A 26,648-nucleotide genomic window follows, 5' to 3' on the forward strand; every position below is an offset into this window, starting at 1 on the left:
TATATATACGTAAAGCCACCCCGAACAATGGAGTGGCTTCTTTCCTGTAATTTATTTAATCATCTGAAATACTTGCTCGACATCCTTATCTCCGCGGCCGGACAGGTTGACGATCAGGATCTGATCCTGATCCATCGTCGGCGCCAGCTTCTTGGCATAAGCAACCGCGTGCGCGCTCTCCAAGGCGGGGATAATCCCCTCCGTGCGGGACAGTTCCTGGAACGCTTCCAGCACTTCCTCATTGGTAACGGTCGCATATTCGGCACGCCCTGTCACCTTCAAATGGCTATGCTCCGGCCCGATGCCTGGATAATCGAGTCCAGCGGCAATCGAATAAGTCTTCCTCGGCTGACCTTCCTCATCCAGCAGCACTAAGCACTTGAAGCCGTGAATGATGCCAGGAACGCCTTCGGTTAAGGTTGGCGCTTGATCGGGTTCGACGCCGATCAAGCGGACGCTCGGCTCATCGATATAGTGAGCAAATGCGCCAATCGCATTGCTGCCTCCGCCCGCGCATGCCACCACCGCATCCGGCAAATGGCCTTCCTTCTCCAGAATCTGTTGCTTCGACTCTTCGCTGATAACCGCCTGAAAGTGCTTGACCATCGTCGGGAACGGATGCGGTCCAACCGCAGAGCCGAGCAAATAAAATGTATTTTTATAATTGCGAACAAGATCACCCAGCGCTTCATCCACCGCGTCCTTCAATCGTCCCTGTCCCTTATCGACCGGTACGACAGTAGCGCCGAGCAGCTCTATCCGGAACACGTTGAGCGCCTGACGGCGCATATCTTCGGCTCCCATGTAGATGACGCATTCCATGTTAAACATGGCGCAGGCCGTTGCCGTAGCGACTCCATGCTGCCCGGCGCCGGTTTCGGCAATAATCCGCTTAGCGCCCATCCGCTTGGCGAGCAGAATCTGGCCGATAGCGTTGTTGATTTTATGCGCCCCGGTATGATTCAGATCCTCGCGCTTCAAGTAAATTTTGGGTCCTCCCCATGCTTTGGACAGCCGCTCCGCATACGTCAGCGGGCTCTTGCGGCCAACATATTCACGCAGGTAATAACTAAGCTCTTCCTGGAAGTCCGGATCGTCCTTGAACTTATAAAATTGTTCGCTCAAATAGCTAAGCACTTCCTGCAATTCCGGTGGGACGAAGCTGCCTCCGAATTGTCCGAAGTACCCCTCTTGCTGCAATTGTTGGTCCATAAGTAAGCACCTCCATTTATAAGGATGGTAATCTCTCAACGCTATATTAACATAATAGAATTCTCTATGATGCCCCTACTGGAAAAATAAAAGCGAATAGCGGAACAACGATTTCCTCACCCTCCCCACATAACCTTGTTGAGTGAATTGGCACGTTATCATAATCCCAAAATCTCATCTCGTCAAGAGATAATGTGCAATTAAGCGACATAGCAGGGATCCCCCCTTATTCTTTATATATAAGAATGAATTTACGAGTAGGAAGAGCGATATCGCTTTTTCCAATTCATTCGATTTCACGTAAAATTTGCTTCAGGTTACTGGAGATTATGAATAATACATACAAAGGACAGAGCCCAATGAATTCAAGGTCAATACGAAAGACAGAAAAGGAGGAGCTGCATGAACAGCGTGGTCAAAATCAGGTTTATGCTCTTTTACGGTGAAGCGCCTGAGTCAAAATGTTACGGGTACATGGAGTTGGATCGGGATGGCACTATGATCGCGCTCTTCAATATGTATGGTGAGGAAATAGACATGTATGGCGGACATGAATTTGTCAGGGTACGGACGCTTGGCAAATTCAATAACGAAGACCGCGATAATTTTTATTCCTTGCTAGAAAGTGATGGTGTGGGATAGTCTACACGACAGGCTGGGGATTCGGTCTAAAGGCACTACGAAAGGACGGAGCGCAATGAATATTCGGGAGGTAGAAGATGAACACACGGGTTCACGAAGCAAGTGGAATAATCATGAATCGAATAACGATTAGCCGACTTTTTTTTTGCACGGAAAGGTTGATGAAGTGCGAATTGTTTTTTTGCAAAGCAGGCTTTACATTATGTGCAAAGCGGGCTATACTAAAAATGCAAAGTAAACATTGCAAGGATGTGGTCACTTGAAAACACGAATTCCTGAACTACGCAAGCAGCACAAGCTTTCTCAGGAAGAATTGGGGTTAGCCGTCGGCGTCACCCGGCAGACCATCACTTCACTTGAGGTGGGGAAGTACACAGCGTCACTTGTGCTTGCCTACAAAATCGCCAAATATTTCGGACTGACGATTGAGGATGTATTTGATTTTAGCGAAACGGAGGAATTGTAATGAATACGTATAAAGAAAAGATGCGAACCCGCGCGAACCTGGTTTCACTTGCTGCAACAGCTGTTGCGTTAATTTACGTGGTGCTGATGCTCTACCGTGAACATCTGCCCGTTCTTCCCAGCTTTATCAACGGCTTTCATACCGGAGTTTTTATCGGCCTTGAGGTAATCGCAGCGTGTTATTTGGGCAAATATATGAGAGTCAGAAATAACGAGACTGCGATAAAAAAGATGTACATTGCGGAAAACGATGAGCGAACCGGACTAATTATCCGCAATGCAAGCACGCTCGGTATGAGCGTTATCTTCATCGGGCTTGCCATCGCCGCGGTCGTCTCCGGCTTCTTTAGCTCCACTGTCTTCTTTACTATAATGGGTAGCCTGTTGTTTGTTATGTTTGTGTTCTATGCCCTGTGGGTCTATTATGCCAAAAAGCTTTGAAACCGGCGGGCCGCTACGGCCCGCTTTTTGCATCAATTACATATTGAATAGCGAAAAAAATACGACACCAAGTACCGATTTTCGGTAGGTGTCGTGTTTTTCGTTCCCATAGTTTTATTAATTCGGCTGACTCCGGGCCTTCATCGCAATAGTTTACAGGACTCGACTGGCGGGTTCCACATGCTCTCGATAGCTGACGGGTTCTGTTCCATCGGGATTTCTTCGAGCTCGTTCGCATAGGTCAAGATGTCCACCCTGGCGAAAAAAGCGTCATCTAGGGAATCAGCCGCATATTCGCTCCAAGCTTGCCTCAATTCTACAATGGAGTGACCGTGAGTAAGAAGATGTCCAAGCTGCATATCGCCGCTCTCCATTTGTGACGGTCTGACGAAATGATGGAATACATCAAGCACAGAAGCAGGAGTCAGCTGAAGCCTTGTTGCCGTTATAGGGATGCTGTCGGGTTGGATAATGCTATTATTACCGTTTATGGTTACAAAGCCAGGTCCAGAAGCTTTGAAGCCCTGCACTAATTTCTTCATCGCGTTGAATAATTCGGCGGTTGCAGGAACATCTGAATGACTGAGTAGATTCAAAATATAATAAGAGTAAATAACATCGTGACCAATCGCATTACAAGTATTGCTGTTCTGAACAAGCAGCTCTATAACGCCTGCACTGAAGCCTTCGTATTCCTTTTCTTCCTGAAAAAGCTGCTCATTAGCGTGTTCTTCCACTATTTTGTCGAGATGCACACGAATGGAGACTTCCAATTGTCCAGGTATCAGGTTTTCTTCCAACAGCTAAATTAAAGCTAGAACCGCGCATGCCGAGTGGCCATCCCATATGTTAGACCGTGACGATTCTATCATTTTTTGACACGCCCATCTTCTATAAAATCCAATGTCCATCATCTAATTCTCTCCTTCCAGAGTATACGTCAGTGCCATGGTTTCAGTATTGAAAATTTCAATGCTAGCTCATACAAGGCTTTCCCTTTTGCTACCGCAGCACAGCGAGCGTACAAAAACCGTACGCAGATACATAATCCTCCGCTTCATCGTAACAAAACTCCCCGATATGCTTTGCATGCTCTCTCGTATCCATAAGTTGTATCGGTCTCGCAGGGCGCAACTTTTGGGATTTTTCTTCAATTATTGACGATTACTAGTCCAATAGTGTACTATCACATTAATACAATAAATTAGGTGATTATTGGATGTCGTGGAATTACATGATCTAGAGAGACTTGGGACAATAAAGTGTGTGAACGATCAAATTTATATTGTATTGAACAAGGAGGAGTTGACCATGAATTCAGTCAGCACAGAAGAAATGAACAAGGTCTCGTTGGTTCGTCTATATTTGCTGAGAGGGCTGTATCTTTTTGTCTTCGTGGGGCTTGCTTTAGTACAATGGCCGGAAGTCATTGATAAGATACTCCATCCAGGAAAGTCCTGGGATCTCATGGACGGAGTAGTCGCCTGTATGCTAACTTCCTTTTCGGTATTATGCCTACTGGGGCTGCGTTATCCGTTGCAGATAATCCCTGTGCTTTTGTGGGAATTGGTGTGGAAGACGCTTTGGCTGCTCATCTTTGCGCTGCCTCTCTGGACAGCCGGTCAAATGGACGACACAACCATGGAGACGGTCATTTCCTGCTTGCTAGTCGTAATTTTCCCTTTCATCATTCCTTGGCGCTATGTATTTGTCAACTACGTGAAGAAGCAAGGAGCCCGGTGGCGTTGAGGAACTCTGAAACGATTCACTATACTTTCATTTGAGGGGTACGACAACTATTCTGACACAGGGGGGCCAGTGTTTCTCCATCCACTCCTGCCGCTCCCTTGTTTGCCCGTACTCGTCTCCAAGCTTCGAGTAGAGTGTCCATCCGGTAGATCTTGTCGTACAGCGCGTGAAATTTACGTTTCTTGTTCGCCTTGGCGGCATGACCTAGCTTTTCTTGGAGTTGTTGAACTTTTTCCTTTGGTATTGTTAGCCCTTTGGCATTCACTCACTCGCACCTCCTCCAAAAGCTTGAACAAAGCAGGGCTCCTTCCCTCCCGCAGGTTATGTTGTCCTGCAGCTCGGCTTCCTCTTTTCCCTCTTGCGAGGCCTTTTTGACGACGCGGCAGGATTCACTTCATGTTACGGCCTGGCAGGTTGCTTGCCCTGTCTCCGACAGGTACTTTTGTCGATACGCTTCTACGCACAGATTTCGCCATACGCAGGTATCCTAGCTACGAAGGTGGCTTGGCCCCTCCTTCGGTTGGACTTTCACCAACTAGACGATGCGTGCCTCTGGGCACGCCGGAACGCAAAAGGCGCTACAACGCCATTGTACACGGATAACCAGGTTGATCCTCGCAAGCTAGTCTTGCGCACTTAAGCTTCATCCACATTAGCGCAACAGGCCGGCTGCCTGTCATGTATAGACAAGCCTTGCCTTGATGTACTTAGATTTCAAGCGGACATCAAACTCATTCAAACCGTTTGTCCCTTTCATTCGTTACCTCTTATTGAAAGCTATTTTATCAATTGGGAGGCTAACGTATGACCGTAAAAAAATACGGAGTTTTAATCTTTGTAGCAATATTAATCACAGGGCTTCTGTCGTCTATTGTCAGGGTATCGGCTGATGAGAAGAATATTCCGATAGCGTCTGATGCAGATACAGCCGCAGAACTCGGGTTGCTTATCGGCGATGGCAGCGGCGTCACCGAGGCCTATTTATCCAAGAAAACAACGCGCATGCAAGCCGCGATCATTTCATTGCGCCTTAACGGACATTTGAAGGAGGCATTGTCCTTCACCGGAACCGCCAATTTTTCCGATGCGGACAACGCGGGCAAAGCCAATCAGCCTGTACTCGCTTATTTGAAAAGCCATCCTGAATATGGCTGGTCCGGAAACCGCGACGGCTCCTTCAAACCGGCCGAGGCAGTCAGCTCACAGCAGCTTTACAAGGTACTCCTCGAAAATATCGGTTTCCGTTCAGGAACGGATTTTGCCTATGCGATAACAGAATCGTTTGCTGCAACGAAAGGTTTAAGCCAAATCGCAGCCATCTCTACCTTGACGAATGCTCATCTCGCAACCGCACTCGTTGAGACGTTGACGGCAAACACGCCGAACGGGCAGACGTTTTTCGCCAATCTGCAATCGAACAGCGTGATCGCGTCGACTGCTTCGCTTCCGCAAGGTGAACGGATCCATTTGCGCAGTGACGATGCGGTTGGAACGTACCTCGCCGATAAGAACGGCATGACCTTGTACTATTTTACGAAGGATGCGGAAGATTTGAACGCCTGCCAGGAACAATGTTTGACCAACTGGCCGATTTATGCTTCTGAACAGCTGCAAATACCCGCTCTCTTGAACAAAGCGGATTTCTCGGTGCTGACGCGTACGGACGGCTCCAAGCAATGGACCTACAAAGGCTACCCGCTATATTATTTCATTCAAGACAAAGCACCAGGAGATATCAAGGGACAAAATGTCGGCAATGTCTGGTTCGTGATCGATCCGGCCACCTTCAAAGGAACGACAGAAGCGAATGTCAAAACGTATAACGTAGACATTAAGGAGTTTTCATTCGGCACGGAGCCGTTGACGGTCGAAGCAGGTTCCCAGATCGTCTTTACTAATTACGATGATATGAAGCATAATGCGGTTGCAGTGGACGGAAGCTTTGCAACCCCTCTTCTCGCCAAAGGGGAATCCTCTACCATTACGCTGGATAAAGTCGGAACGTACAACTACTACTGCGAACCGCACAAAAGCTTTATGACCGGCAAAATTATAGTGAAGTGAGGCAGATCGAATGATACATAAACGGCAACGAGGATTACATCTACTGTTCATGATTTTATGCGTAATGGTCATCTCCGCATGCGGCTCGAAGGAAACTGCCGCTCCAGTACAGCAAAGTCCTTCGCAAGCTATGGAAACACCTCAGGAATCAGCGCAAACGGCGGACGCCGCTGTCGTGAATAACGCGGAACAGCCGAGCGCGGAGCCAGCTCCTACCTCGGAGACGACAGACAAGTCTGCTAACGATGGTACACCCGATCAAGCGCATGCGGCGGACGCCCATGCTGCCGATAAGAGCGTCAGCAAGGAGACGAATAGTACGACATCCAGCAAGACAGACAGCGCGAAAGCGGACAGCTCTTCCACCGACAAGAGCGGCAGCAAGAAAACGGACAGTACGCCTTCCAGCACAATGAAGCCTGCGCAACAAGAGGTTCAAGCGACAGCAGCACCTAAAAAAACAACGACAGACGAATCTTCCAGTCAAGTGCATGTCGTGGAAATTAAGAGTTTCGCTTTCTCGCCAAGCAAGCTTGAGATCAAAGCGGGTGACAGCGTGAAATTCATCAATAAGGACGAGGTTCGGCACAGCGCAACCGCCAATGACGAATCCTTCGACACCGGGCTGTTTGGTCTGGATGAAGAACAAATCGTTACCTTCTCCGAAGAAGGAGAATTCGCTTATTACTGCTCGCCCCACCCGGCGATGCAAGGCACCATCATCGTCTCAGCCAAATAAATCGAATCTTTTATTGGGGATAACCGTTCACGGCTATCCCTTTTATTGATAATATAGAGTTATCTTATACCTGTCCTGGAGGTCACCTTTGTATGCGGGATCTTTCCGACCATCATCTTATGCTGCTTGTCAAAAACAAGCAAAGCGAGGCGCTCTCTATTTTATACGACCGGTACGCGTCTCTCGTATATTCCTTTGCCTGGAAAGCGTTGAAGGAGGAACAAGCGGCCAGAGATATCGTGCAATCAGTGTTCATGCGCTTATGGACAACCGAGTCCTCGTATAATCCGGATCAAGGCCGGTTTGCAAGCTGGCTGCTAACGATCACCCGCAATATAACGACCGACTGGCTGCGCAAGAAACGGCGAGAAACGGCGTATATTTCGGTCGACGCGGACCGGTTGGAACACATTCCTGATGAATCCACGGCATCCCCGGAAGACAGCGCCTTGAGCAATTCGCTGAAGGAACAAATTCGCAGCGCGTACCGCCATTTATCCAAACAGCAAATTATTTTGCTGGAGCATTTCTATTGGCAAGGATACAGTCTAAGCGAACTGTCCTCGCTCTATAATCAACCGATCGGCACGGTCAAAAACCGTCTGCATCAAACCTTAAAAATATTGCGCAGGCATCTTCTGACGGAAGGAGAAGGATTATGAGGCAACAAAACGGACAGCCTTCACTATGCGACCATTGCTTGAATTATATTTCCAGTATGTGCACAGATGAAGAAAGACTCGCTTTCGAGCGTCATCTTCCCGGCTGTGCTGACTGTCAGAGCGAAATCGATGAACTGCGCATCGTATGGGAGGCGCTTCCTTCTGACATGGAAAGAATCGAACCGCCGTCGGACCTGAAGAAACAAGTAATGGATGCCGTGATGGATGGAGATACGAAACCCTATGACATTCAGCCAGCAAGGAAAATGAATATCGGGAGGCGGAAAGCCGGAGCCATCGTTGCAGCTGCGCTTGTTTTTTTCATCGCTGGCTCGGCTTGGAATTACCAGCTTTATCGCGAACGGACGGCTTCCCCCGTCATTCCGCTGGAACAAGCTTTATCCGTTTCCGCAGCCCAGATTGAACAGCTCGTCCAATTGAAGCCTCAAGCGAAAGGTCTCTCAGATTCTTACGCGGTCGCTTGTATTGTCGATAACGGTTATACGAAACAATTTGTCGTCTATGTGTTCGGTGCAGAAGCGATCCAGGGCGAATCGGTCTATCAAGTATGGCTGAACGATGAAGATAAATGGCAAAGCGCAGGAACATTCCGCGTCAACGACAAGGGAATCGGCGTATTGGCCATGCCGATCTCCGCAGACAGCCTTGCGTTTAATTCCATCTCAATCACGCTGGAACCCGACGAACGAGGAGATTATCCGCGCGGTGCGGAAATGTATAATTCCGTATAACAAGATACTTTCTTGTATCAAGCGTAAACGGCTGACGCCGTCCTCTGGCGGCAAAAGCTCGTTTCGCGGTGAAATATAGAGAAAGTACGACAAAATGATATACTTTCCTATATTTTTAAAAACGGGGCTGTTCCTCAAAACCGCTAATCGGTTTGAGGAACAGCCCCGTTTCAATTTTTTAGCCCTGGCGATCCGGATGGTGGATTATCCTTCCATTAAAAATGGGGAAACCTGCATAAACCCAGACGGAATGATACATACTAGCTCCAAATAAAACCAGTAAAGCGGAATCAGGGTGATATTCAATGAGTACGGATAAATCGGGAGTTTCATCTCAGGGAAGCGAAACATCGTACTCAGGTGAAACGACTCGGAAATCAAGTGATAAACCGAAGCAGCCGATCTCGGATCAACTGGATGATAATCTCCATCAGCTTGAACAGATATTTGCAAGAAGTGATGATATTATATTCAGGCATTGGACCTACGGTCCCGAAATGCAGTATAGGGCTTGTTCCATCTATTATGAAACGCTCATGCAGGGCGAGGTTGTGAATTATATGAAGGCTTCCCTTCAGGATCTCGTCACGCATGAAGTCGGTCCCGGTACGATGATCTTGCCTCAGGATGTTATCACGTTCTTTGAGCATAGCGGGGTTTCCGAGAAAAAAGCGGATGTTCTTGATGACTTAAATCAAGCGGTGGAACAAGTTACATCCGGTAATATCGTCATTTTTTTTAATCAGTGGAACAAGGCATTAGTTTATAAATCGATGAAGGTTGAGTCGCGGCAGATCTCGGAACCGTCCAATGAATCGGTTGTACAGGGTCCTCGGGAGAGCACCGTCGAAAACTTAAAAAAAAATATTGGTCTTCTCCGCATGCGTCTAAACACCCCGAAATTCAAGGTAGAATCGCTCACTGCGGGTGGAGAAACCAAAACTCAGGTCGTTTACGGATATGTTGATGGCGCTGTAGACCCGGAACTGCTGAAGGAATTCGAAAATAGAGTAAAACAAATCAGTCAGGTAGAAATATTAGAGACCTCCTATATCGAACAATTAATCGAGGATTCCACCTGGTCACCTTTTCCCCAGCATCGTTATACGGAACGTCCGGATGTGGCGGTTGCCGCCATGTTGGACGGTAAGATCGCGGTTCTCGTGCAGGGTACTGGAAGCATTTTGTTATGTCCGGGCCTGTTTACTGAATTTTTCCAATCGAGCGAGGATTATTACCAGAGAACGGTATACTCGAGCATGATCCGATGGCTACGAATCATTGCGTTTTTATTAGCTTTGACGCTGCCCAGCATCTATATTGCTTTAACGACTTTCCATCCCGAGCTGGTTCCTACGGTTCTGCTGCTTGCGATCATCGATACGCGGGAAGGAATACCGCTGCCGGCTTTCTTTGAAGCACTTGTTATGGAGTTTTTCTTCGAGCTGCTGCGGGAAGCGGGTGTTCGGCTGCCGAAGCCGATCGGCTCGGCTGTCAGCATTGTTGGAGCGCTCGTCGTTGGTGAAGCGGCAATCAGCGCAGGCATTGCTTCACCGATCATGGTTGTCATCGTCGCGTTGACGGGCATCGCATCGTTTGCGATTCCCCAATACAGCATCGCTATTGCTTTACGGGTATTAAGGTTCCCGCTCATGGTTTCTGCATCGATGATGGGAGGCTTCGGGATCATGATTGTCTTTCTGCTCATTTTGCTTCATCTTTGCAAGCTTCGCACGCTTGGACAACCTTATCTGGCACCGCTAGCTCCGCTTCGGATTGGACAACTCCGGGACGTAATCTTCAGGGTTCCTTTGAAAACGTTGCTTCGATCACCACGCAAGCATATACCTAAGGCAGAGAAGTAACTGTTGACAAATATAAACCCGGAAAGAATGATAGATGATGAAAAAATGCATGGTTTTTGTTTTCCTGTCGGCTATTCTTCTGATGCTTCCAGGCTGCTGGAACAAACATGAACTGGATGAATTCGGATTTGTGATGGCAATCGCGGTGGATCAAGGGAAGGATGGGGAACTCGAATTGACAACACAAATGTACCGTCCGACTGCTGGACAAAAAGGCGGAGGCGGGGGCGGAGGATCGCCGAGCCAAACTGCGAACCTGCTGATCAAGACGGCGGATGAATCCCTATTCGAAGCGATCCGCGACATCCCCATTCATTTGGGAAGAAAAGCCAATTGGAGTCATATGCGCATTATAGTAATTGGAGAGAAGCTGGCAAGGGCAACCGACGTCGGCAAGCTGATCGACTTTTTTTACCGGGATCATGAGCCGAGGCACACGATATCCATCATGATTGCGAAAGGGCGAGCGGATAAAATATTGGAAATGCAGCCGGCCATTGAGCAAACGATAGGCCAGCAGCTTCTGTTGACCAAGCAGGTTGCATATAAAAAAGCCGCGAAATCGATGGATACCACTCTGCTCAAATTGGCGTTGATGATGAACAGCCCGCAGGGTGATACGGCTATTACTTACGTTTATGAAGACAAAAGAGCAAAAGATATGTTGAATGCGGCCGGTCTCGCCCTTCTCAAGAAAGGGAAAATGAAGAGCATCCTGCCTTCCAAAAAAGTGGAAGGTCTGGTCATACTGCGAAATGAGTTTGAATCCGGAATTATCGAAATCCCTTGTCCGGGCAAAAAGCTCGAGACGGAGTCGCTTGAAGTTCTTAACTTAAGCACGAAACTGAAGCCAAAGCTGATGAAGGATAAGGTAAGCGTACAGGTCAGGACCGAGGTGGAGGGGGCAGTCGGGGAATTGAAGTGTACGAACATCAAAACAAGAAAAGATGAAGCTGAATTCACTCGAAAAATGGAAGAGCAGATAAAGAAACAAATGTTAGAGACAATTCGTGTACTTCAAAAGAATAAAATGGATGTTATTGAGATTGGAAATAAAATCGCCAGCTCAAATCCTAAGAAATGGGAAGAAATGAAAGAAACCTGGGATGACCAATTTGCGGTAATCCCGTTTGATATTCAAATCAAATTAAAGCTCATGACAACCGGGACGGTAATCGGTAAACCGGCTGTATCGGGAAAAAGTCAATAAATAGCGAATCCTTTGTTCACGCAGCGGGTTTGCATCGTCATAAGTTTCAGGAGGGATCGATGTGATAGAACGCATAATTGTCCTGTTGCTTGTGTACGGATCGATTCTTCTGTACGACAGGTCTCATTTGAAAAGCGTATCGAATAAAAAGGAGAAGGCTGTATATGTCATCCTTATGCTCGCCTCGCTGTACTTCGCTATCGACTACTTCTTAATGTTGAAAGTGAATTTCCCCGGGCTGTACGAGCTGGTTGATATCCTATTGACCGACACAACCCGGTTAATCGATAAATGGTTGACTGTGCCCCAAAAATGATTTTGCAGCTACGGAGGCGATCAGCGTGAACAAACAGGAAGCGATTAGTCCCAGGCAAATGGGTGTGCTTTTTTTCACCTTCATGACCGGCTCTTCCATCATTAACATCCCTTCCCCGCTAATCGGCAAAGCGGAAAGCGGCGCATGGCTGTCGCTCCTAATCTCGGGCGGAGTCGGTATGCTGCTGCTCGGCTGTATGCTCTTTTTGCACCAACGGTATCCGGATTTGAGCTATGTGGAATACAGCCGCAAGCTGATTGGAGCATGGCCGACCCTAATCATTTCCGTACTTCCTCTGTCTTTTATGCTGCACATGCTTACGGCAATCGTTCTGGATATCGGCTTGTTTATGCGAAGCTCAATGCTCAGAGAAACGCCAATATTTGCTTTCACTTCTTTGATCTATATGGTAGCGGCCTTAAGCGTGCGTGCCGGGCTAGAGGTCATGGCCAGAATGTTTACGATAATCATGGTGCTGGTCGTTTTTTTTATCTCAGCCGTTTTGCTGCTGGCAGTGGAAAATTATAACCCAGGATTTCTTAATCCAGTTATGCCTCGCGGAATTAAACCGGTACTGAACGGCGCTTTGTTCTCGTTTGGCTTCCCTTATGCCGAAGTCTTTCTGTTCGCAATGCTTCTTCCTTTCGTTCGCAAACGTTTAAACGGTGAACTAAACCGTACCATGATCATATCGTTGATCTTTAATGTTGTCACTTTGTGCATTTCCACCATCTGCACAATTATGCTTTTTGGACCGCTCGCCGGGGTGAAAAAATATTCATTGTATGAGCTTGCCCGTACGGTCAATGTTCAGGAAATCATTACAAGGATAGAGTCGGTTATTGGCATGTCGCTTATCGCTGGTTCCTATATGAAAACAACGATTACGCTGTATGTGCTGAGCCTGTATGTGACCCACCTGTTTAAGCTGAAGGATTATCGAACGATTGTAATGCCGATTGCTCTCCTTGCTTTTCTGAATACGCTTGTCGGCTTTAGCTCAGACATGCAGTGGTTGGAAATCGTTTCGATCGTACAACCGCTATGGGATGGAATTGCGTTTGCACTTCCGCTGCTATTGATTACAGTCATCGCATTGTTTCGAAATCCGTCTGGATGATCCTGCCGATCCAACGTAGAAAGACAGTTAACAGGTGAAACAACGGCCAACTTCATCCCTAAAATTCAGGTGCATTTTCCTTGAGCAAAACTGATTGGAACGTCGTTAGCCAAATGACGGCTGGAATCAGGCGTATTGCCAGGGATCCGCCCGAGATGCAGCCCCCGAATAACCACTTCATCGATACTCCGATCCGGGAATTATGGCGAATAGACAAGCCTTGGAAGATAATATTGCGCCCTTTCTTCTGTAGGCTAATCACCTCCAACCGGTTCCGGGCATAGTGTAAAAGGTAATCGGCATTCGCCTATTTCGGCAGACTTATCCCCAAGGGGGACGGAAAATGGAAAAGAATTTCGGAAGCTACACAAAATGCGAGGAAATCCCAATAACTCACCCTCCACAGTATCAGCCGCAGCAGCCAGGCATCGAATCTATCATGATTCCAAGACCGATATCCGAGAAAGCCTCCTATAAAGGGTCAGGCAAACTGCTGGGCAAAGCGGCCATTATTACCGGCGGCGACAGCGGTATCGGAAGAGCGATAGCTTATAAACGATGCGCGGCTTCGGACGAATCGATACAGTCATCAACAATGCGGCTGTCCAATTTTATCAGCCAAGTATCGAATACATTACCCGCGAGCAGTTGGAGTTGACGTTCCGAACGAATATATTTTCCATGTTTTATCTGGTCATAGCGGCTCTCCCCTACTTAAAACCCGGCAGTACAATCATTAATACGAGTTCCGAAACCGCTACTGAAGGATTTCGCGATCTGATCGATTATTCTGCCACCAAAGGCGCAATCAGCACTTTTACCCGATCGTTGTCGCTGTCGCTCACCGCACGCGGAATCCGCGTCAATGCCGTTGCTCCCGGGGCAACCTGGACGCCGCTTATTCCGGCATCGTTGCGGCCGGAATACTATAGGTCCTCCGGCTACAACTCGCTCCTGAAACGTAGCGCACAGCCCGCGGAAATGGCGCCGGCTTATGTCTATCTGGCCTCTGACGATTCCTCCTATGTCGTCGGCCAGGTCCTCCATATCAATGGGGGCTCGAGTTTCGGTTATTAGCTTTATTCGGGTGTTACGGAGTATCTGGGAAGGAAGAACCTTATGAATAACAAAGCTTATATCCGAAAGAAAGCTTTAATTATTCAAGGCGGTTACGTGCCTCATCATCCTCGCCAAGTGGCCGAGGTGCTTGCGGCTTTGCTGGTACGGGAAAACTTCGTGGTTGAATTATCGGATACGCTCGATATATTGGATGACCGGGAAAAGCTAATGCGGATGGACCTGATCGTCCCCGTATGGACGATCGGATCGCTCTCACCTACACAGCTGCGCAATCTCTTGGATGCCGTGAGCGGCGGAACCGGTCTTGCCGGAATGCACGGCGGCATGGTGGACGCTTTTCGCTGCGAGATAGAGTATATGCTGATGGTCGGTGGTCAATTTGTCGCTCATCCCGGAGGGGCCGGCATTACGTATGAGGTTCGCATTTGCAACCGGGATAATCCGATCACGGCGGGTATCGGCAATTTTGTCGTCACAACCGAGCAGTATTATATGCTTGTCGATCCGGCCAACGTCATTCTGGCGGCCACCAGCTTCCCGCGCGTGCACTTTCCGGAAGTTTGGAGACCGACTTCCATGCCGGTTGTATGGATCAAGCAATACGGGAGAGGCCGGGTGTTCTTCAATGCTTTGGGACACTCTCTCGATATCGTCACCAGGCCCGAAGTGCTGATAATGATGCAGCGGGGAATGGCTTGGGCGGCACGTTGACCGGGCCCTTTCCTGAGCAGTAAGAAAGGATGTGATCTCTTGAGAATTTGTATTGCGAGCGACGGACATACTTTGCGTGCTATCGCAGATCTGTACCAGATGCCGCTTGAAGGGCTGACAGGGCTCAACCCGCACATAGCGGAGCCTGATCGGAACATTGGCGGCAGCGTGGTAAACCTTCCTCCGCTGCACAGGGACAATAGGGAAAGGTTTTATATCCCCCCCGATTGCCCGCCACCTCCAGTAACCAGCTATCTCGACCAATGGATTCCGCTTACGCCGCTTGAAGACATGGAACGCAACGACTATGACGTCCTGATCGTCGGAACCGGCGCGGGAGGCAGCGCCGTGCTCTGGCGACTATGCGAGCAGCTTCGCGCCAAAGGCAAGCGGATCGGCATCGTGGATGCAGGCGGCCTTCTGCTGCCGACGCATGCCCAGAACCTTCCGACAATCAATGTGAAGCGTTATGTGCAGTTTTTAACAAATCCCAAAATATCGATCCCGATTGGCAAGCGAATCCCGGACTACCCTGCTGCGACGCTGCTTCATGCACTTGGTGGAAGAACCCTGTTCTGGTCTGGCGTCTCTCCGCGCATGCACCCTTCGGTCATTTCGCAATGGCCGGTTTCGTTACAGGAGATGAACTATTACTATAACGTTGCTGAAGAAATTATGAAGATTTCCAGGGCATATACGGAAGGCTCTGCGCTGACGCAGCAGCTTGTCCAACGTCTTCGGGAAGGCGGATACACCGAAGCTTCGGGCTTTCCGCTTGCTGCGGACACGGCCCCGACCCGTTACGGGCGCGTACAATCCAATGTTTTTTTCAGCGCCATGAATTTTTTCGGCTACTCCTTGAATCTTAGACCGTTCGATCTGGCCGTCAATGCGTACGCAGTCAAAGTACTGTCTAACAACGGAAAGGTTGCAGGAGTAGAAGTGAAATGCCCTAACCAGAGATCGTATATTCTCCAGGCAAAAAACGTCGTAATTTCGGCAGGCGCGCTGGAAACGCCTCAACTTCTGCTTCATTCCGGCATTCAAGGCGGCGCGGTCGGGCACTACTTAACCAACCATTCTTTTCTTATGGGGCACGGGCTGATGAACAGAGGGAACTTCCCCGAGTTGATGGGTACGCTCGGCATATTGATTCCGCAGACGGAAGGGCAGCCTTTTCAAATTCAGCTTTACGGACCCGGCGAATATTTCTGGTACAGCTACGAGGACCAGCCACTGCGCAAAGATGTAGGTGTCCGATTCGAAGGCTTCGGCATCGTGGAATCGCGGTATGAGAATCGGGTTTATCTGGACCCGAACCAACTGAACGAATACGGCGTTCCGGAAATTCAGATTGACTTCTCTTACAGCGATAGAGACCAGGAAATTATAGAGGTGACGGCGCGGGCAATCGAGCGGGTATCCGATATCATTCAAGCGCCGCTGCTAACGGAGAATGGCAGTTCGGACTTATGCCTGATGCCCCCGGGACAAGACTATCATGTATCCGGAACTTGCCGAATGAGCGAGAACCCCGCCTTGGGCGTTTCGAACCCTTATGGCGAAGTGTTCGGCATGTCCGGCTTGTTCGTGGCCGACAATAGCGTTCTCCCCCCTATCGGCGCGTCCAATCCGACGCTTACAACAGTGGCGCTGGCCATACGTACCGCAGACTATTTGGCGTCGCGGCTGTGATGGGCGACTCAAGTTAAATGCTATTTTCTTGTGTTCTTTGTTTTGACTTCATGCTTATTAATAGCTAACACAAACAAAGACCGGAAATCCTTCATTATAGGAATTCCCGGTCTTTGTTTGTACAGTGAATCGGAATACATACGAGCTTGTGCTCGATTTGAAGACTCATGACAACGTGTTCAGCGGCTGAGTGTTGATAAGATCTCCCAATCGACATCGCTGAAGGAGCCGGTAGCATAACGCTTACCAAAAATACCTTCCAATACGATGTACGCAGCACATCCTTGGCTCTTTCTTTCAGCTCTTTATGTTCCTACATCGCTCAATCTCTCCCTCCATACTTTAGTAATCGCTCCTCAATGCTTAATTTGGGACAGGTTCCACAATACGCCTCCGACTTGCCATGAGCAGTCAGCTTGTAAGCAAGACAGCAATGCTTCCGCAGTAGAAACGGAGCTTGCTCGAGGGAAACATGCTGGAAGCAGCGAAACTTAAGTGCTAGCCGGTTGCCGGCTTTCGGCGCAAAGATCGTATCCCGGTCCAATCGGATTAGCCGTAATCTGTCATCCGTCTGCCAAATAAGCGGTTCACCTTCTACACGGGCGTACATGGTTTGCAAATTGTGCGAGATTAGCGACCACATTACCTGAACATTTGCTCCCGTATGAGCCGCCACCGATTGAAAAACGGGCTCCAGATGCTGCTGCAAATCAGCCGAATAAGCAGCTACGTTAGCCTTACGTTCGTTCATATGCGCTGTTGGGAGTATAACGGGAGTCATTATCTCTGTCTCGTATTCCATCGCAGCAGCCGTGGTCATACGAAATCTTACAGCGTCCGGAGAGGAAGACAACCGGAGGTCGAATAAGCTAAGGGCACCGAGCAGCCCCATACAAAACACGGAATACCGTTTCGCGAACAACGTCCCTACAACAGCGGACTCAGGTTCTCCCAACTGGTAAGCCTGCAATCCAAGAATAGCTTCACGCGCCTTCGTGTCCAACAACTCCGAGACGGAGAACGGATAGGGCGATTCTGCCTCCCCTCGCAGCGTTGTACGGCTATGGTTCTTCAGAAATGCAATAGCCGCTTGCACTTGCGCAAGCGGCGGCTCACCATTCCCATTCATTCCCTTGCTATTCAAGCCAACTCATCAGATCGTCGATGATTTGCCCTCTTCCAATAACGCCCCAGCCTTTAAATAGCCAGAAGGAATCCGTTTCGAACACCTGCTCCTTCTGCACAGCGGGAACCGGCTTCCAAAGCGAGCTCTCTTCGATCGTCTTCAAATTGTCGAGCCCATTCGGATCGACCTCCAACACGAGGTAGTTCGCATCCAACTGAGGAATGACTTCCAACGATATATCCTCCCGTTGACTTTCCGGGGTAATCGCAGCAGGCACAAATCCAAGATCGTGATACAGTAACGAGTTCATTGGATGGCCGGTTTGGGCATAAATCTGAACCGTTTTGTCTCTTACCCGCAGGTAAGCAAGCCGCTTATCTTCGAGGGCATCAATCTTTAGCTTCGCTTGCGCGGTCTTCGCTTCAAGCTCAGCGATCTTCTGCTTAGCTGCATCTTCCTTGCCGTACAGCTCCGCGATCTTCAACAAATCTTTCGTCCAATACGTCGTATCGTCCTCGTATTCCAGCCACTCCGTGCCAAGTACAATGGTAGGCGCAATCTTCTCAAGCTGAGTATACACCTCATCGGCCGTCCTGCTCTCGATGACGATGACATCCGGGTCCAGCTCGGTAATGGCTTCGAGATTAGGGCTATCCGCAGACCCAACGAGATGAACGCCTTCCAATTGATCCGCCAAATAAGTCGGGTAATCTCCACCATAGCGCAGCTCTACGTTAACGGCATACGGCTTCTCGCCAATCGTCAGAAGATGGTCGATATAGGCGGCCGACAGTACAACTGCGCGTTCAATATTGACAGGAACGGTCGATTCGCCTCTCAGATGCGTGATCGTCCGTGTCGCCGGTTCGCTTTGGACGACGTTTTCTCCACCGTTAGTATTGCCCTCTGTGTTCACGTCATTGCCTTCGGTACCACTATTGCTCCCGCAAGCAGCCAATAGGATCATGACGAACAACATGCCGATTACGACTGCGATTTTGTTCCTCTGCATCTGTCTATTCCCCTCCGAAATATAATAATAATCATTCTCATTGATTAATATTAATAAGTCCCGTTGGGATTAACAATGGATTCATTCACTCTTTTTACGTGGACAAATTCACCATCCTACAAGCCAAGCTGAGCAGCGATGCGACTCATTGCCCCCAGTCTGCCGGAAGATCCCAATGTCTTAAACATCAGATCGCCCGCGTCATGAACCCGATTGCTCCGAACCGCGTCAAGGGAAGCCCATTGCTCGGATTCTACCAGTTCCTTCAGTCGCACCTTGGCCTCATCTGTTGGATCAACCATTAGAAATAAATGATCCGCGTTATACAGAGACACCTCTTCTAATGATATGTCCGCAGCCCATTTACCCTCCATATTGGGCGAAGGAACCGATAATCCTAAATCGTCATAAAGCAAGCTTCCCGTCTGATTCCTACTGCCGTACACCCGATAATATCCGGAAGTAACGCGTATAAAGTAAGCATTCTGCTTACCCCATCGCTTGCGGATAGCCCTGCTCAACTCTTCTTTGCGTTCCTTGTAGCGTTCAATCCATTCCGCGGCTTGCTGTTCCTTTCCCAATAAGGCCGCCATTTGCTCCAGTACCTTGCCGCCGTTATCGAAATGTGACAGTGTAGCTGTAGGCGCAATAAGGCTGATCGTCTCATCCTTCTCCAATCGGTCGCTTGTCAATAACAGATCCGGCTTCGTTCTCATCAGCTTGTCATAGTTAGGCGCGAAGCTGCTCAGCCTCATTGTGCCCTGACCGTGCTCCGCTTCTGGTTCGACGGAAGTGGTGGATACCCGTTCCGCATAAGACAAAAAGGTTACCGGCTGGAGCCCCAATGTGATCAAATGCTCATCAAGACCATAATACAATGCGCCGATTCGATGGTATTTGTTCTTAAAATATAAGGTAGGGGCAACGCCTTGCGATTTTTTGAAGGCTCTGCTGAAATAATGCTCGTCCCGAAAGCCGACCTGCTCGGCAACCTTCTTCATTTTCTGTTGGGAGATTAATAGTTGCTTCGCTTTGGCCATCCTTAGCTCCAGCAAATATTCCGTAGGCGTCCTTTGCAACTGCTGCTTGAATACTCTAGTAAAATGATTCACGCTAAAGCTCGCCAGCTCCGCCAATTGCTTAACGCTGATATCCGTCATAAAATGATTATGCATATACGTCAAAGCCCGCTCCAAACCTTTTGCCGATCCGCGCTTATCTTCAGCAGTAACTTTCTCATTTATGAAAGCCATGAGCAGCTTCGATAATAAATATTTTAAAGTCATACCGGTTTCAGCGTCTCTGTTCTTATACCTATCAACCAACTGATCAGCCATATCCTTCATTACAAACGAATCCTCTTTTACTATCAGCTTGCCTTCCAACGGGATCCGCGGCTGCATCGTTTGCCAGCTTTCCGGCCCCTTACGAAGCCCCGTACAAGAGAACAGGATCAGCGTCAGTCTTGCGGGGGACGAGGATTGCGTAATACCCTCAACAATCGTACCAGGGTGCAGCAGGATCCAATCTCCCTTTTCAAAAGATACGACACTCCCGTTTACTTGAAGACAGCCTGTACCCTCGTCCAGCCTGCACAATATATAAGCGCCCAGCCGTCTCTTCTTCCAGACTACCTTCGGCATGCTTCGGTATGAGTAGACTCGAACAGAAGAAAACCATATCTTCTCGAGCTGCCTAACAAGATCCAATCTATTCATGATCCGTTTTCTCCTCCCGGCTGAATGATGAACCTATTAAGTGAATTGCTCCTTTATTTTACTAATAAACATTCTACCAGCTTGACCTAGGAATTTATCAGACCGATACACGATGCCAATATCTCGTTTGGGTGTAGGCTCAACCAAATTTATTATATGATAGAATCGCTCATCCCAGGTTTGTAAAAACGGTTTGGGCAAAACGGTCCCGCCAATATTATTTTTCACCAATCGCTTTAATGAGATTGTTGCTGACGTCTCCATAATGGGGTTTAACTCAAAGCCCTGGTCTTCACAATAGGAATTCACCAACTTGCGGCAATGATGATGACCAGGAAACATCACGAGTCTCAAATCTTTGAGTTCATTCAAGTATATTTGCGAGCGTACCGACAATTCACTGCTTTTCGATACTCCAACTGCAAATTCTTCTGTATATAAAGGCACACGAACAAGCTTGCTGTCATCCATAACAGGAACTACAGTAATGCCGATATCAATGCTTCCTTCCAATACTTCCTCAACAATTCGATTAGAATCTTGAATCAGGAGCTGGATGTTAGGAAACTCTTGATGGAATTCAATCATGACGGGTGTCAAAAGTTCATCCAAATCACACGGTAGTACTCCCAAGACTAATTTTCCGCGCTGCATCGTGCGCAAGTCGTTAATCGCATCATGAGCATAGTCCAAGTTTCTGAAAATTTGGCTACATTGTTCATAAAGAATCTGTCCTGCTTCTGTTATTGCAATTCGCTTGCCCATACGATCAAACAGAGGCGTTCCGATCTCATCCTCTAACGCTTTGATTTGCTGACTTAAAGTCGGCTGTGCAATGTTTAGAGATTTCGCCGCTTTCGTGAAATGCAACTGTTCGCAAACAACTTTAAACGCCTCCAGGTGCCTCAGTTCCATTTTTCTTCTCTCCACTCATTCAAAACTACAATGATTATAATTCAAACTATCTATTTCTACAATGAATCGATAATTGGTATACTTCGAAGCAAGGAGAGGCCTCCTCCAAATACTAAACCCATAAACCACGGAGGTTCACAATGAAAAAAGAGCAAAATAATCCGTTTGCAAGATTGCCTGAAGTAGCCGGCTTTAATGTGACAAGTTCGGATATCCCTGAAAATAATGTATTATCCGCTCCACAGCTTTCAGGAAAATTTGGAGTAGAGGGCGGGCAAGATATTTCACCTGAATTGAAATGGTCCGGAGCCCCGGAAGGGACAAAAAGTTATGCAGTTACGGTGTATGATCCCGATGCTCCCACCGGAGCAGGATTTTGGCATTGGGCTGTCTTTAATATTCCGGCTAACGTGACTGAATTGCCATCTGGAGCAGGAAGCGAGAACGGCTCTGGTCTGCCAATCGGAGCTATTCAATTGAACAACGATGCCTCGTTTGCAGGTTATATTGGTGCTGCACCACCCGTTGGAGATGGACCGCACCGCTACTATTTTATTGTTCATGCTTTGGATGTTGAGGATTTAGGTGTTAGGGCTAATGCTACACCAGCTTTTCTAGGCTTTAATATGTTTACCCATACTCTAGGCAGAGCAGTAATAGTAGCAACATTTGAAAGATAATAAACGTTTCGAAAATTAAGTATTTTCAGCGATCGCGTATTGACTCCGTGTTGACTTTCTAGAGTAAAGGGCTGAATTTATTTCAGCCCTCCTCATCAAACCCTACAGGTTTCCCTCATACGGCTTTCCGATTCTACGTTAACACGGGCACAATAAGGGCAAATACAACTTACCCCTCCCTGTCTGGCTGGCTCCGGAGTTTATACGCCAACCCTAATGGATATAGTAGTATTAGTCTTTTAGGTGTTAGAAATCCAATCCAATAAGGCAAGGTGAGTACCTTTGGAGTTAGTTAAAGATCTTTTTCTTGTTGCAGGACGAATTGTAACCATCTTCCCCTTGCTGCTTGCGATAACGCTTTTCATGGGTAAACGATCAATCGGAGAGCTGCCGGTTTTCGATTTTCTTGTTGTTATTGCCTTAGGTGCTGTTGTAGGCGCTGATATTGCAGATCCAAAGATCGAGCACATTCACACGGGCGTCGCAATCATCTTAATCGGGCTCCTGCAGCGAATCGTCTCGATACTTACAATAAAATACAGGAAATTCGGAAAATTAATTACCTTTGAACCGACAGTGGTTGTTTCGAACGGAAACCTGCTCGATCAAAACCTTCGTAAAGTCCGCTATTCCATTGACAACATCCTTCAGATGCTGCGCGAAAAAGATATTTTTCATTTGGACGAGGTCAAGCTCGCCGTATTGGAGTCGAACGGCGGAATGACGGTTTACAAGAACCCTGTGAAAGCTGCTGTAACAGTGGAGGATCTGGGATTGGCGATACCCCCTAAGGGCATAGCCTACCCTCTGATCCTCGAGGGAACCGTTAGCGAAAATATATTATCCTACCTTCACAAGGATAAAGCTTGGCTGGAAGAGCAGCTGCGTGCCAAAGGAATCAACAGGGAGGACATCTTTTTCGCTTCAATAGATGATAATCTTAAATTGCATGTTTCTCAACCATCCTCCAATCAAATTCCTCCTATTGAGCACTGAGCTTTTCATTGTCTTTTTTTGCCGATGCCCAGCGGCGAGCCGCTAATTTATGCGGTTCACCGCATTATTCGGCACGGCAAAGACGACTATCGTCCCTTGACCCGGATCACTCTGAATGTCTAGTCCCTTCCCATATAATTGTTTCAACCGTTGATTAATATTGAACAAACCGACTCCCTGCCTTTGGTTCGAACGTTTGTCGAATATATGCTGCCGCGTTTTTGCATCCATCCCCACGCCGTTATCGGCAACGGTTACTTCTGTACGATCCTCATATTCGGCGATATGAATATGAATCATTCCGCCTGACGAACGACTCATGATGCCGTGCCGCACTGCGTTTTCGACAAGCGGTTGAATGGTAAGCGGGGGGAGTCTTAGCTCCATGTTCGCTTCGACTTCCCAAACCGTATTCAGCCTGCCTTCGAAACGTTCATTCTCGATATATAAATAAGAACGTACGAGAGCAATCTCCTGTCCAAGCGGAACAAGCAACTCGGAATTTTGAAAGTTGAAGCTGGCCCGTAGATAATTGCCGAACTCGTCGAGCAGTAGGCGCATTCTGTTCAGATTGACGTCGCTAAGCGCAGCAATCGCATTGAGGGCGTTGAATAAAAAGTGCGGTTGTATTTGCGCCTGCAGCCATGCCGCTTCCATACGCAGGCGTTCGCGCACGGAACGGTTCAGATCCGTTAATGCCCGCACCCGAACCTTCAACTCCATCGCATCCGCAGGCTTCACAATGTAATCGTTAGCCCCAGCCAAAAAGCCGGCGGCGATATCCTCAGGCTTGTTGCGCGCGGTCAGAAGCAGAATGGGCAGTTCCGAGCTCGAATAGCGCTCACGAATAGCTCTCGTTAACTCATAACCCGACATATGAGGCATCATGACGTCAGCAATAACAAGGTCCCATACTCTCGTGTTCAGATGAGACAAGGCATCATTGCCGCTCGTAACCGCAATGATGTCGAAAGATTCCCCAGCCAAAATGTTCTCCAGTACTTTCAAGTTGAGCGGATCATCGTCCACAGCCAATACCGAAGGACGCACCGATCTCTCCACAACGACAGAATCGTCATCCGTACCGTAACGAATGTTCGCGTCGGCAGCGGCGACGGTTTCTGCATAGACAGGCGGCAGGCCTGCTGCAAAATCCGCTTCCCGTTGAACGGGCGAATCGGACAGCGCCAAAGCAAAGGTGAATGCCGAACCTTGGCCAGAGGCAGATGTCACTTCCAACGTTTCGCCGTGCAGCTCCACCAACTGCTTGCAAATGCCGAGACCCAGTCCGATGCCGCCCCCGGGTGCCGCTGTCATGCCAGAGTCGCCTTGCTCGTAAGGTTTAAAGATTCTTTGCAGCGTTTCCTCGTCCATGCCAACGCCCGTATCCGCAACGCTAATGTACGCCTTCCCGTCTTGTGCGACCACCCGGATGGCGATAGTTCCTTCATTGGTAAATTTGATTGCATTGTGAACGAGATTAAACAAAATTTGAATGAGTCGGTTTTCGTCGGCCATCACAGGAGGAAACTCGCTGGGAATCTCATTAACCAGCCGGATCGATTTACTATCGGTCATAAAGTTAAGCATGTCGAGTACGCCGGAAGCGACCGCCTGTACCTGAACGCTCTGCACGTTCAGGCGGACGGCACCCTCCTTGAGACGAGTCAAATCAAGCAGGTCATTTAACATAAACGACATGCGCCGACCGACGGTAATCACCAACTCCAAATTTTGGATGCTCTTGTCGCTCAACGAATTTTTTTCGCTGTCAAGGACGGTTTGCGCCATATTCAGCATCCCGTGCAGCGGATTTCGCAATTCATGGGATGTGTTCGCCAGAAAATCGTCCTTCTGCTTGTCTGCCATTCTTAACTGCTCATTTAGTTTGGCGTTTTCTTGAGAATTTCGGAAGTACTGCTTAAACCAGTAAGCGGAAAAACTGATGATGGCAACCAGCACATCAAACGGGAAGTAAATGTTTATTACTTCCAAGCGAGCATTAATCAGTCCCCATGCGGAACTGGATAATATGCTCATGGTGGCAAGCAGCAGGAAGGTGGCACCGGGCTGATTTCTGGCTATCAGTTTGCCAATCAGATAGATAACCCAAGCCATTGGGAACCAATAGAGCAGTCTGAATAATTTAAACTCGATTATATAGTAAATGAGTGGAGGTGGCATGACCAACACAAATCCTGAATATATAGCCAGAGTAATGGCGTACGTACGGAACAAAACCGTGTTTGTTCGGAGCTTGGAAAACATTCTGGCAATCAACAGGAAGAAAAAGGGGAGCGCCGTGTACGAGAGTAGCTTGATTTTCAGCGCCCATGCATAGTTGATGAAAGGCATGCATACCAGCAGCAGGCTGTCGTTATCAGACACAATCGTAAGCCCGGCGGTCATAAGCAGCATGAAAAAGGCAAGCAGCCCTTTTTGCCAACTGAAAAAGTATAACATCACGGCGTACAAGCCAAGAAACATCAATACCACGAAGGTTGCAATTTGAAAGCCAATGGAGATCCATCGTTCGGTATTGATGGCCGCATCCGACCCGAAGCGGATGGCTTTGACAATGCCGCCATTAAGCGGATTTTCAAAATTGGCCACGCGTACAAGCAGCTCGATCTCATTCACTCCGTCTGCCTTATAATGCGGGGTATAAGAGATCCGGCGGGGTTTATACGTATTCGCTTGCTCCGTCGGTTGGCCGACTCCTGCTATCTGACCGTTGAATTCAACAACTGAAGAGGCTTGAATTTCCTGAATCCAGAATGCGAACGACTGTTGCGGTAAAGGATCGACCAGAATGCGCAGCCGGTACGTCCCGTATCCGAACGACGACTTTGACCCTGCCGGCAAAGCACTTCGCCAATCTCCCGGAACCTGAATATAACGCTTGTCCATGGATTTCCAATCCTTGTTTTTATACGTGATGAATGCTTCCGGATAAAAATCCCACTCGCCATTCAGCGTAATGGAGCGGGAGTTCGCGAAGTCCCAGCCGCGCAGATCGAGCACGCCTTGAACCGCACGAGGATGTTCAGGCGTAAGAAAAAACCCGGACCAAAGCAACCGGACGCCGAGAAGTATGGTGAGAAACAGGATGAACGTCACAGCATATTTCAGGGCGGTTTTGTTTTTTATCCATATCATACAGAGTTCACTCCCAGTGTTTCGCTACAGTTCTGCCAATTGCTTGTAAATGCTAAGGCCCAGTCCTGTAGCTTCCATACTTCGACAAGAACAGCGGAAATCCCTTGTTACATAAATCGGGTGATTAGGTTATCCGTTCTTATTGACGGGTGGGTATCACATTAGCCAGTGATGTGAGGCACATCAAAAAAAGAGGAGGCAGTTAGCCCAATGTCATTAAGTTAAACTCAGAGACAAGATCGTGAATAGAAAATGAATCCGAAACGGCATAGGAAATAGTCCTATGCCGTTTCGAATTTTATACAAGCAAGAAAAATGG

The 26,648-nt window shown here is 48.2% G+C and carries 24 protein-coding genes and 1 pseudogene; 17 read left to right on the top strand and 8 right to left on the bottom strand.

Translation table 11 applies throughout. The annotated features are described in order from the left end of the window. Window positions 1-51 precede the first annotated feature (51 nt). Window positions 52-1,212, bottom strand: coding sequence for a tryptophan synthase subunit beta (gene trpB / locus AC6ESP_RS25750; protein WP_497099594.1), 1,161 nt, complete (start codon window positions 1,210-1,212; stop codon window positions 52-54). A gap of 402 nt (window positions 1,213-1,614) precedes the next feature. Between trpB and AC6ESP_RS25755 the strand changes: the two genes are divergently transcribed. From AC6ESP_RS25755 to AC6ESP_RS25765, 3 genes are all read left to right on the top strand, one after another. Next, complete coding sequence (locus tag AC6ESP_RS25755; RefSeq protein ID WP_497099595.1) at window positions 1,615-1,854, top strand: hypothetical protein; 240 nt, start codon at window positions 1,615-1,617, stop codon at window positions 1,852-1,854. 259 nt (window positions 1,855-2,113) lie between these two features. Next, window positions 2,114-2,320: a helix-turn-helix transcriptional regulator gene (locus AC6ESP_RS25760; RefSeq protein ID WP_497099596.1), complete on the top strand. Its 207-nt coding sequence runs from the start codon at window positions 2,114-2,116 to the stop codon at window positions 2,318-2,320. Next, window positions 2,320-2,760, top strand: a complete 441-nt coding sequence (locus AC6ESP_RS25765; protein WP_497099597.1) for a hypothetical protein — start codon at window positions 2,320-2,322, stop codon at window positions 2,758-2,760. Before AC6ESP_RS25760 ends, AC6ESP_RS25765 begins: the two co-directional genes overlap by 1 nt. Window positions 2,761-2,900: 140 nt before the next feature. Here AC6ESP_RS25765 and AC6ESP_RS25770 read toward each other — a convergent pair whose 3' ends face one another. Continuing rightward, window positions 2,901-3,560 carry a hypothetical protein gene (locus AC6ESP_RS25770; RefSeq protein WP_497099598.1) on the bottom strand — a complete coding sequence of 220 codons (660 nt, stop codon included), beginning with the start codon at window positions 3,558-3,560 and terminating at the stop codon, window positions 2,901-2,903. A gap of 511 nt (window positions 3,561-4,071) precedes the next feature. On the opposite strand from AC6ESP_RS25770, the gene AC6ESP_RS25775 reads away from it, so the two are divergent. Then, a complete protein-coding gene (locus AC6ESP_RS25775) occupies window positions 4,072-4,509 on the top strand; it encodes a hypothetical protein (RefSeq protein WP_497099599.1) in 438 nt (145 codons plus the stop codon). 19 nt (window positions 4,510-4,528) lie between these two features. Here the strand turns inward: AC6ESP_RS25775 and AC6ESP_RS25780 are convergent, their stop codons facing one another. Continuing rightward, window positions 4,529-4,774 carry a hypothetical protein gene (locus AC6ESP_RS25780; RefSeq protein ID WP_497099600.1) on the bottom strand — a complete coding sequence of 82 codons (246 nt, stop codon included), beginning with the start codon at window positions 4,772-4,774 and terminating at the stop codon, window positions 4,529-4,531. Window positions 4,775-5,313: 539 nt separating this feature from the next. Between AC6ESP_RS25780 and AC6ESP_RS25785 the strand changes: the two genes are divergently transcribed. From AC6ESP_RS25785 to AC6ESP_RS25835, 11 genes and pseudogenes are all read left to right on the top strand, one after another. Further along, a complete protein-coding gene (locus AC6ESP_RS25785) occupies window positions 5,314-6,573 on the top strand; it encodes a plastocyanin/azurin family copper-binding protein (RefSeq protein ID WP_497099601.1) in 1,260 nt (419 codons plus the stop codon). Between the two features lie 49 nt (window positions 6,574-6,622). Then, entirely contained in the window at window positions 6,623-7,312 is a 690-nt protein-coding gene (locus tag AC6ESP_RS25790) for a cupredoxin domain-containing protein (protein WP_497099602.1), read from the top strand. A gap of 92 nt (window positions 7,313-7,404) precedes the next feature. After that, entirely contained in the window at window positions 7,405-7,974 is a 570-nt protein-coding gene (locus AC6ESP_RS25795; RefSeq protein WP_497099603.1) for an RNA polymerase sigma factor, read from the top strand. Next, on the top strand, window positions 7,971-8,726 hold the full coding sequence (locus tag AC6ESP_RS25800) for an anti-sigma factor domain-containing protein (RefSeq protein WP_497099604.1): 756 nt from the start codon (window positions 7,971-7,973) through the stop codon (window positions 8,724-8,726). Before AC6ESP_RS25795 ends, AC6ESP_RS25800 begins: the two co-directional genes overlap by 4 nt. Window positions 8,727-9,031: 305 nt before the next feature. After that, a complete protein-coding gene (locus AC6ESP_RS25805) occupies window positions 9,032-10,591 on the top strand; it encodes a spore germination protein (RefSeq protein WP_497099605.1) in 1,560 nt (519 codons plus the stop codon). A gap of 37 nt (window positions 10,592-10,628) precedes the next feature. Continuing rightward, window positions 10,629-11,801: a Ger(x)C family spore germination protein gene (locus AC6ESP_RS25810; protein WP_497099606.1), complete on the top strand. Its 1,173-nt coding sequence runs from the start codon at window positions 10,629-10,631 to the stop codon at window positions 11,799-11,801. A 61-nt stretch (window positions 11,802-11,862) separates the two neighbouring features. After that, on the top strand, window positions 11,863-12,117 hold the full coding sequence (locus tag AC6ESP_RS25815; protein WP_497099607.1) for a hypothetical protein: 255 nt from the start codon (window positions 11,863-11,865) through the stop codon (window positions 12,115-12,117). Between the two features lie 25 nt (window positions 12,118-12,142). Beyond that, complete coding sequence (locus AC6ESP_RS25820) at window positions 12,143-13,237, top strand: GerAB/ArcD/ProY family transporter (RefSeq protein ID WP_497099608.1); 1,095 nt, start codon at window positions 12,143-12,145, stop codon at window positions 13,235-13,237. A 343-nt stretch (window positions 13,238-13,580) separates the two neighbouring features. After that, window positions 13,581-14,314 (top strand): annotated as a pseudogene (locus AC6ESP_RS25825) (SDR family oxidoreductase). A gap of 42 nt (window positions 14,315-14,356) precedes the next feature. Continuing rightward, window positions 14,357-15,028, top strand: a complete 672-nt coding sequence (locus AC6ESP_RS25830) for a ThuA domain-containing protein (RefSeq protein WP_497099609.1) — start codon at window positions 14,357-14,359, stop codon at window positions 15,026-15,028. Between the two features lie 348 nt (window positions 15,029-15,376). Beyond that, window positions 15,377-16,723, top strand: coding sequence for a GMC oxidoreductase (locus AC6ESP_RS25835; protein ID WP_497099610.1), 1,347 nt, complete (start codon window positions 15,377-15,379; stop codon window positions 16,721-16,723). Between the two features lie 322 nt (window positions 16,724-17,045). On the opposite strand, the gene AC6ESP_RS25840 is transcribed toward AC6ESP_RS25835, so the two are convergent. The 4 genes from AC6ESP_RS25840 to AC6ESP_RS25855 all read right to left on the bottom strand — a co-directional run bounded on the left by AC6ESP_RS25840 (window position 17,046) and on the right by AC6ESP_RS25855 (window position 21,494). Then, the gene (locus AC6ESP_RS25840; protein ID WP_497099611.1) at window positions 17,046-17,852 is read right to left on the bottom strand and encodes a hypothetical protein; all 807 of its coding nucleotides are present in this window, start codon (window positions 17,850-17,852) and stop codon (window positions 17,046-17,048) included. A 7-nt stretch (window positions 17,853-17,859) separates the two neighbouring features. Next, window positions 17,860-18,861, bottom strand: a complete 1,002-nt coding sequence (locus AC6ESP_RS25845; RefSeq protein WP_497099612.1) for an ABC transporter substrate-binding protein — start codon at window positions 18,859-18,861, stop codon at window positions 17,860-17,862. 116 nt (window positions 18,862-18,977) lie between these two features. Then, on the bottom strand, window positions 18,978-20,579 hold the full coding sequence (locus AC6ESP_RS25850; protein WP_497099613.1) for an AraC family transcriptional regulator: 1,602 nt from the start codon (window positions 20,577-20,579) through the stop codon (window positions 18,978-18,980). A 36-nt stretch (window positions 20,580-20,615) separates the two neighbouring features. Beyond that, window positions 20,616-21,494, bottom strand: coding sequence for a LysR family transcriptional regulator (locus tag AC6ESP_RS25855; protein ID WP_497099614.1), 879 nt, complete (start codon window positions 21,492-21,494; stop codon window positions 20,616-20,618). A gap of 140 nt (window positions 21,495-21,634) precedes the next feature. On the opposite strand from AC6ESP_RS25855, the gene AC6ESP_RS25860 reads away from it, so the two are divergent. Further along, window positions 21,635-22,174, top strand: coding sequence for a YbhB/YbcL family Raf kinase inhibitor-like protein (locus AC6ESP_RS25860; protein WP_497099615.1), 540 nt, complete (start codon window positions 21,635-21,637; stop codon window positions 22,172-22,174). A 282-nt stretch (window positions 22,175-22,456) separates the two neighbouring features. Continuing rightward, the gene (locus AC6ESP_RS25865) at window positions 22,457-23,170 is read left to right on the top strand and encodes a DUF421 domain-containing protein (protein ID WP_497099616.1); all 714 of its coding nucleotides are present in this window, start codon (window positions 22,457-22,459) and stop codon (window positions 23,168-23,170) included. A gap of 42 nt (window positions 23,171-23,212) precedes the next feature. Here AC6ESP_RS25865 and AC6ESP_RS25870 read toward each other — a convergent pair whose 3' ends face one another. Beyond that, complete coding sequence (locus AC6ESP_RS25870; protein WP_497099617.1) at window positions 23,213-26,329, bottom strand: hybrid sensor histidine kinase/response regulator; 3,117 nt, start codon at window positions 26,327-26,329, stop codon at window positions 23,213-23,215. Window positions 26,330-26,648 lie beyond the last annotated feature (319 nt).

The sequence above is a fragment of the Paenibacillus xinjiangensis genome, assembly GCF_059686975.1.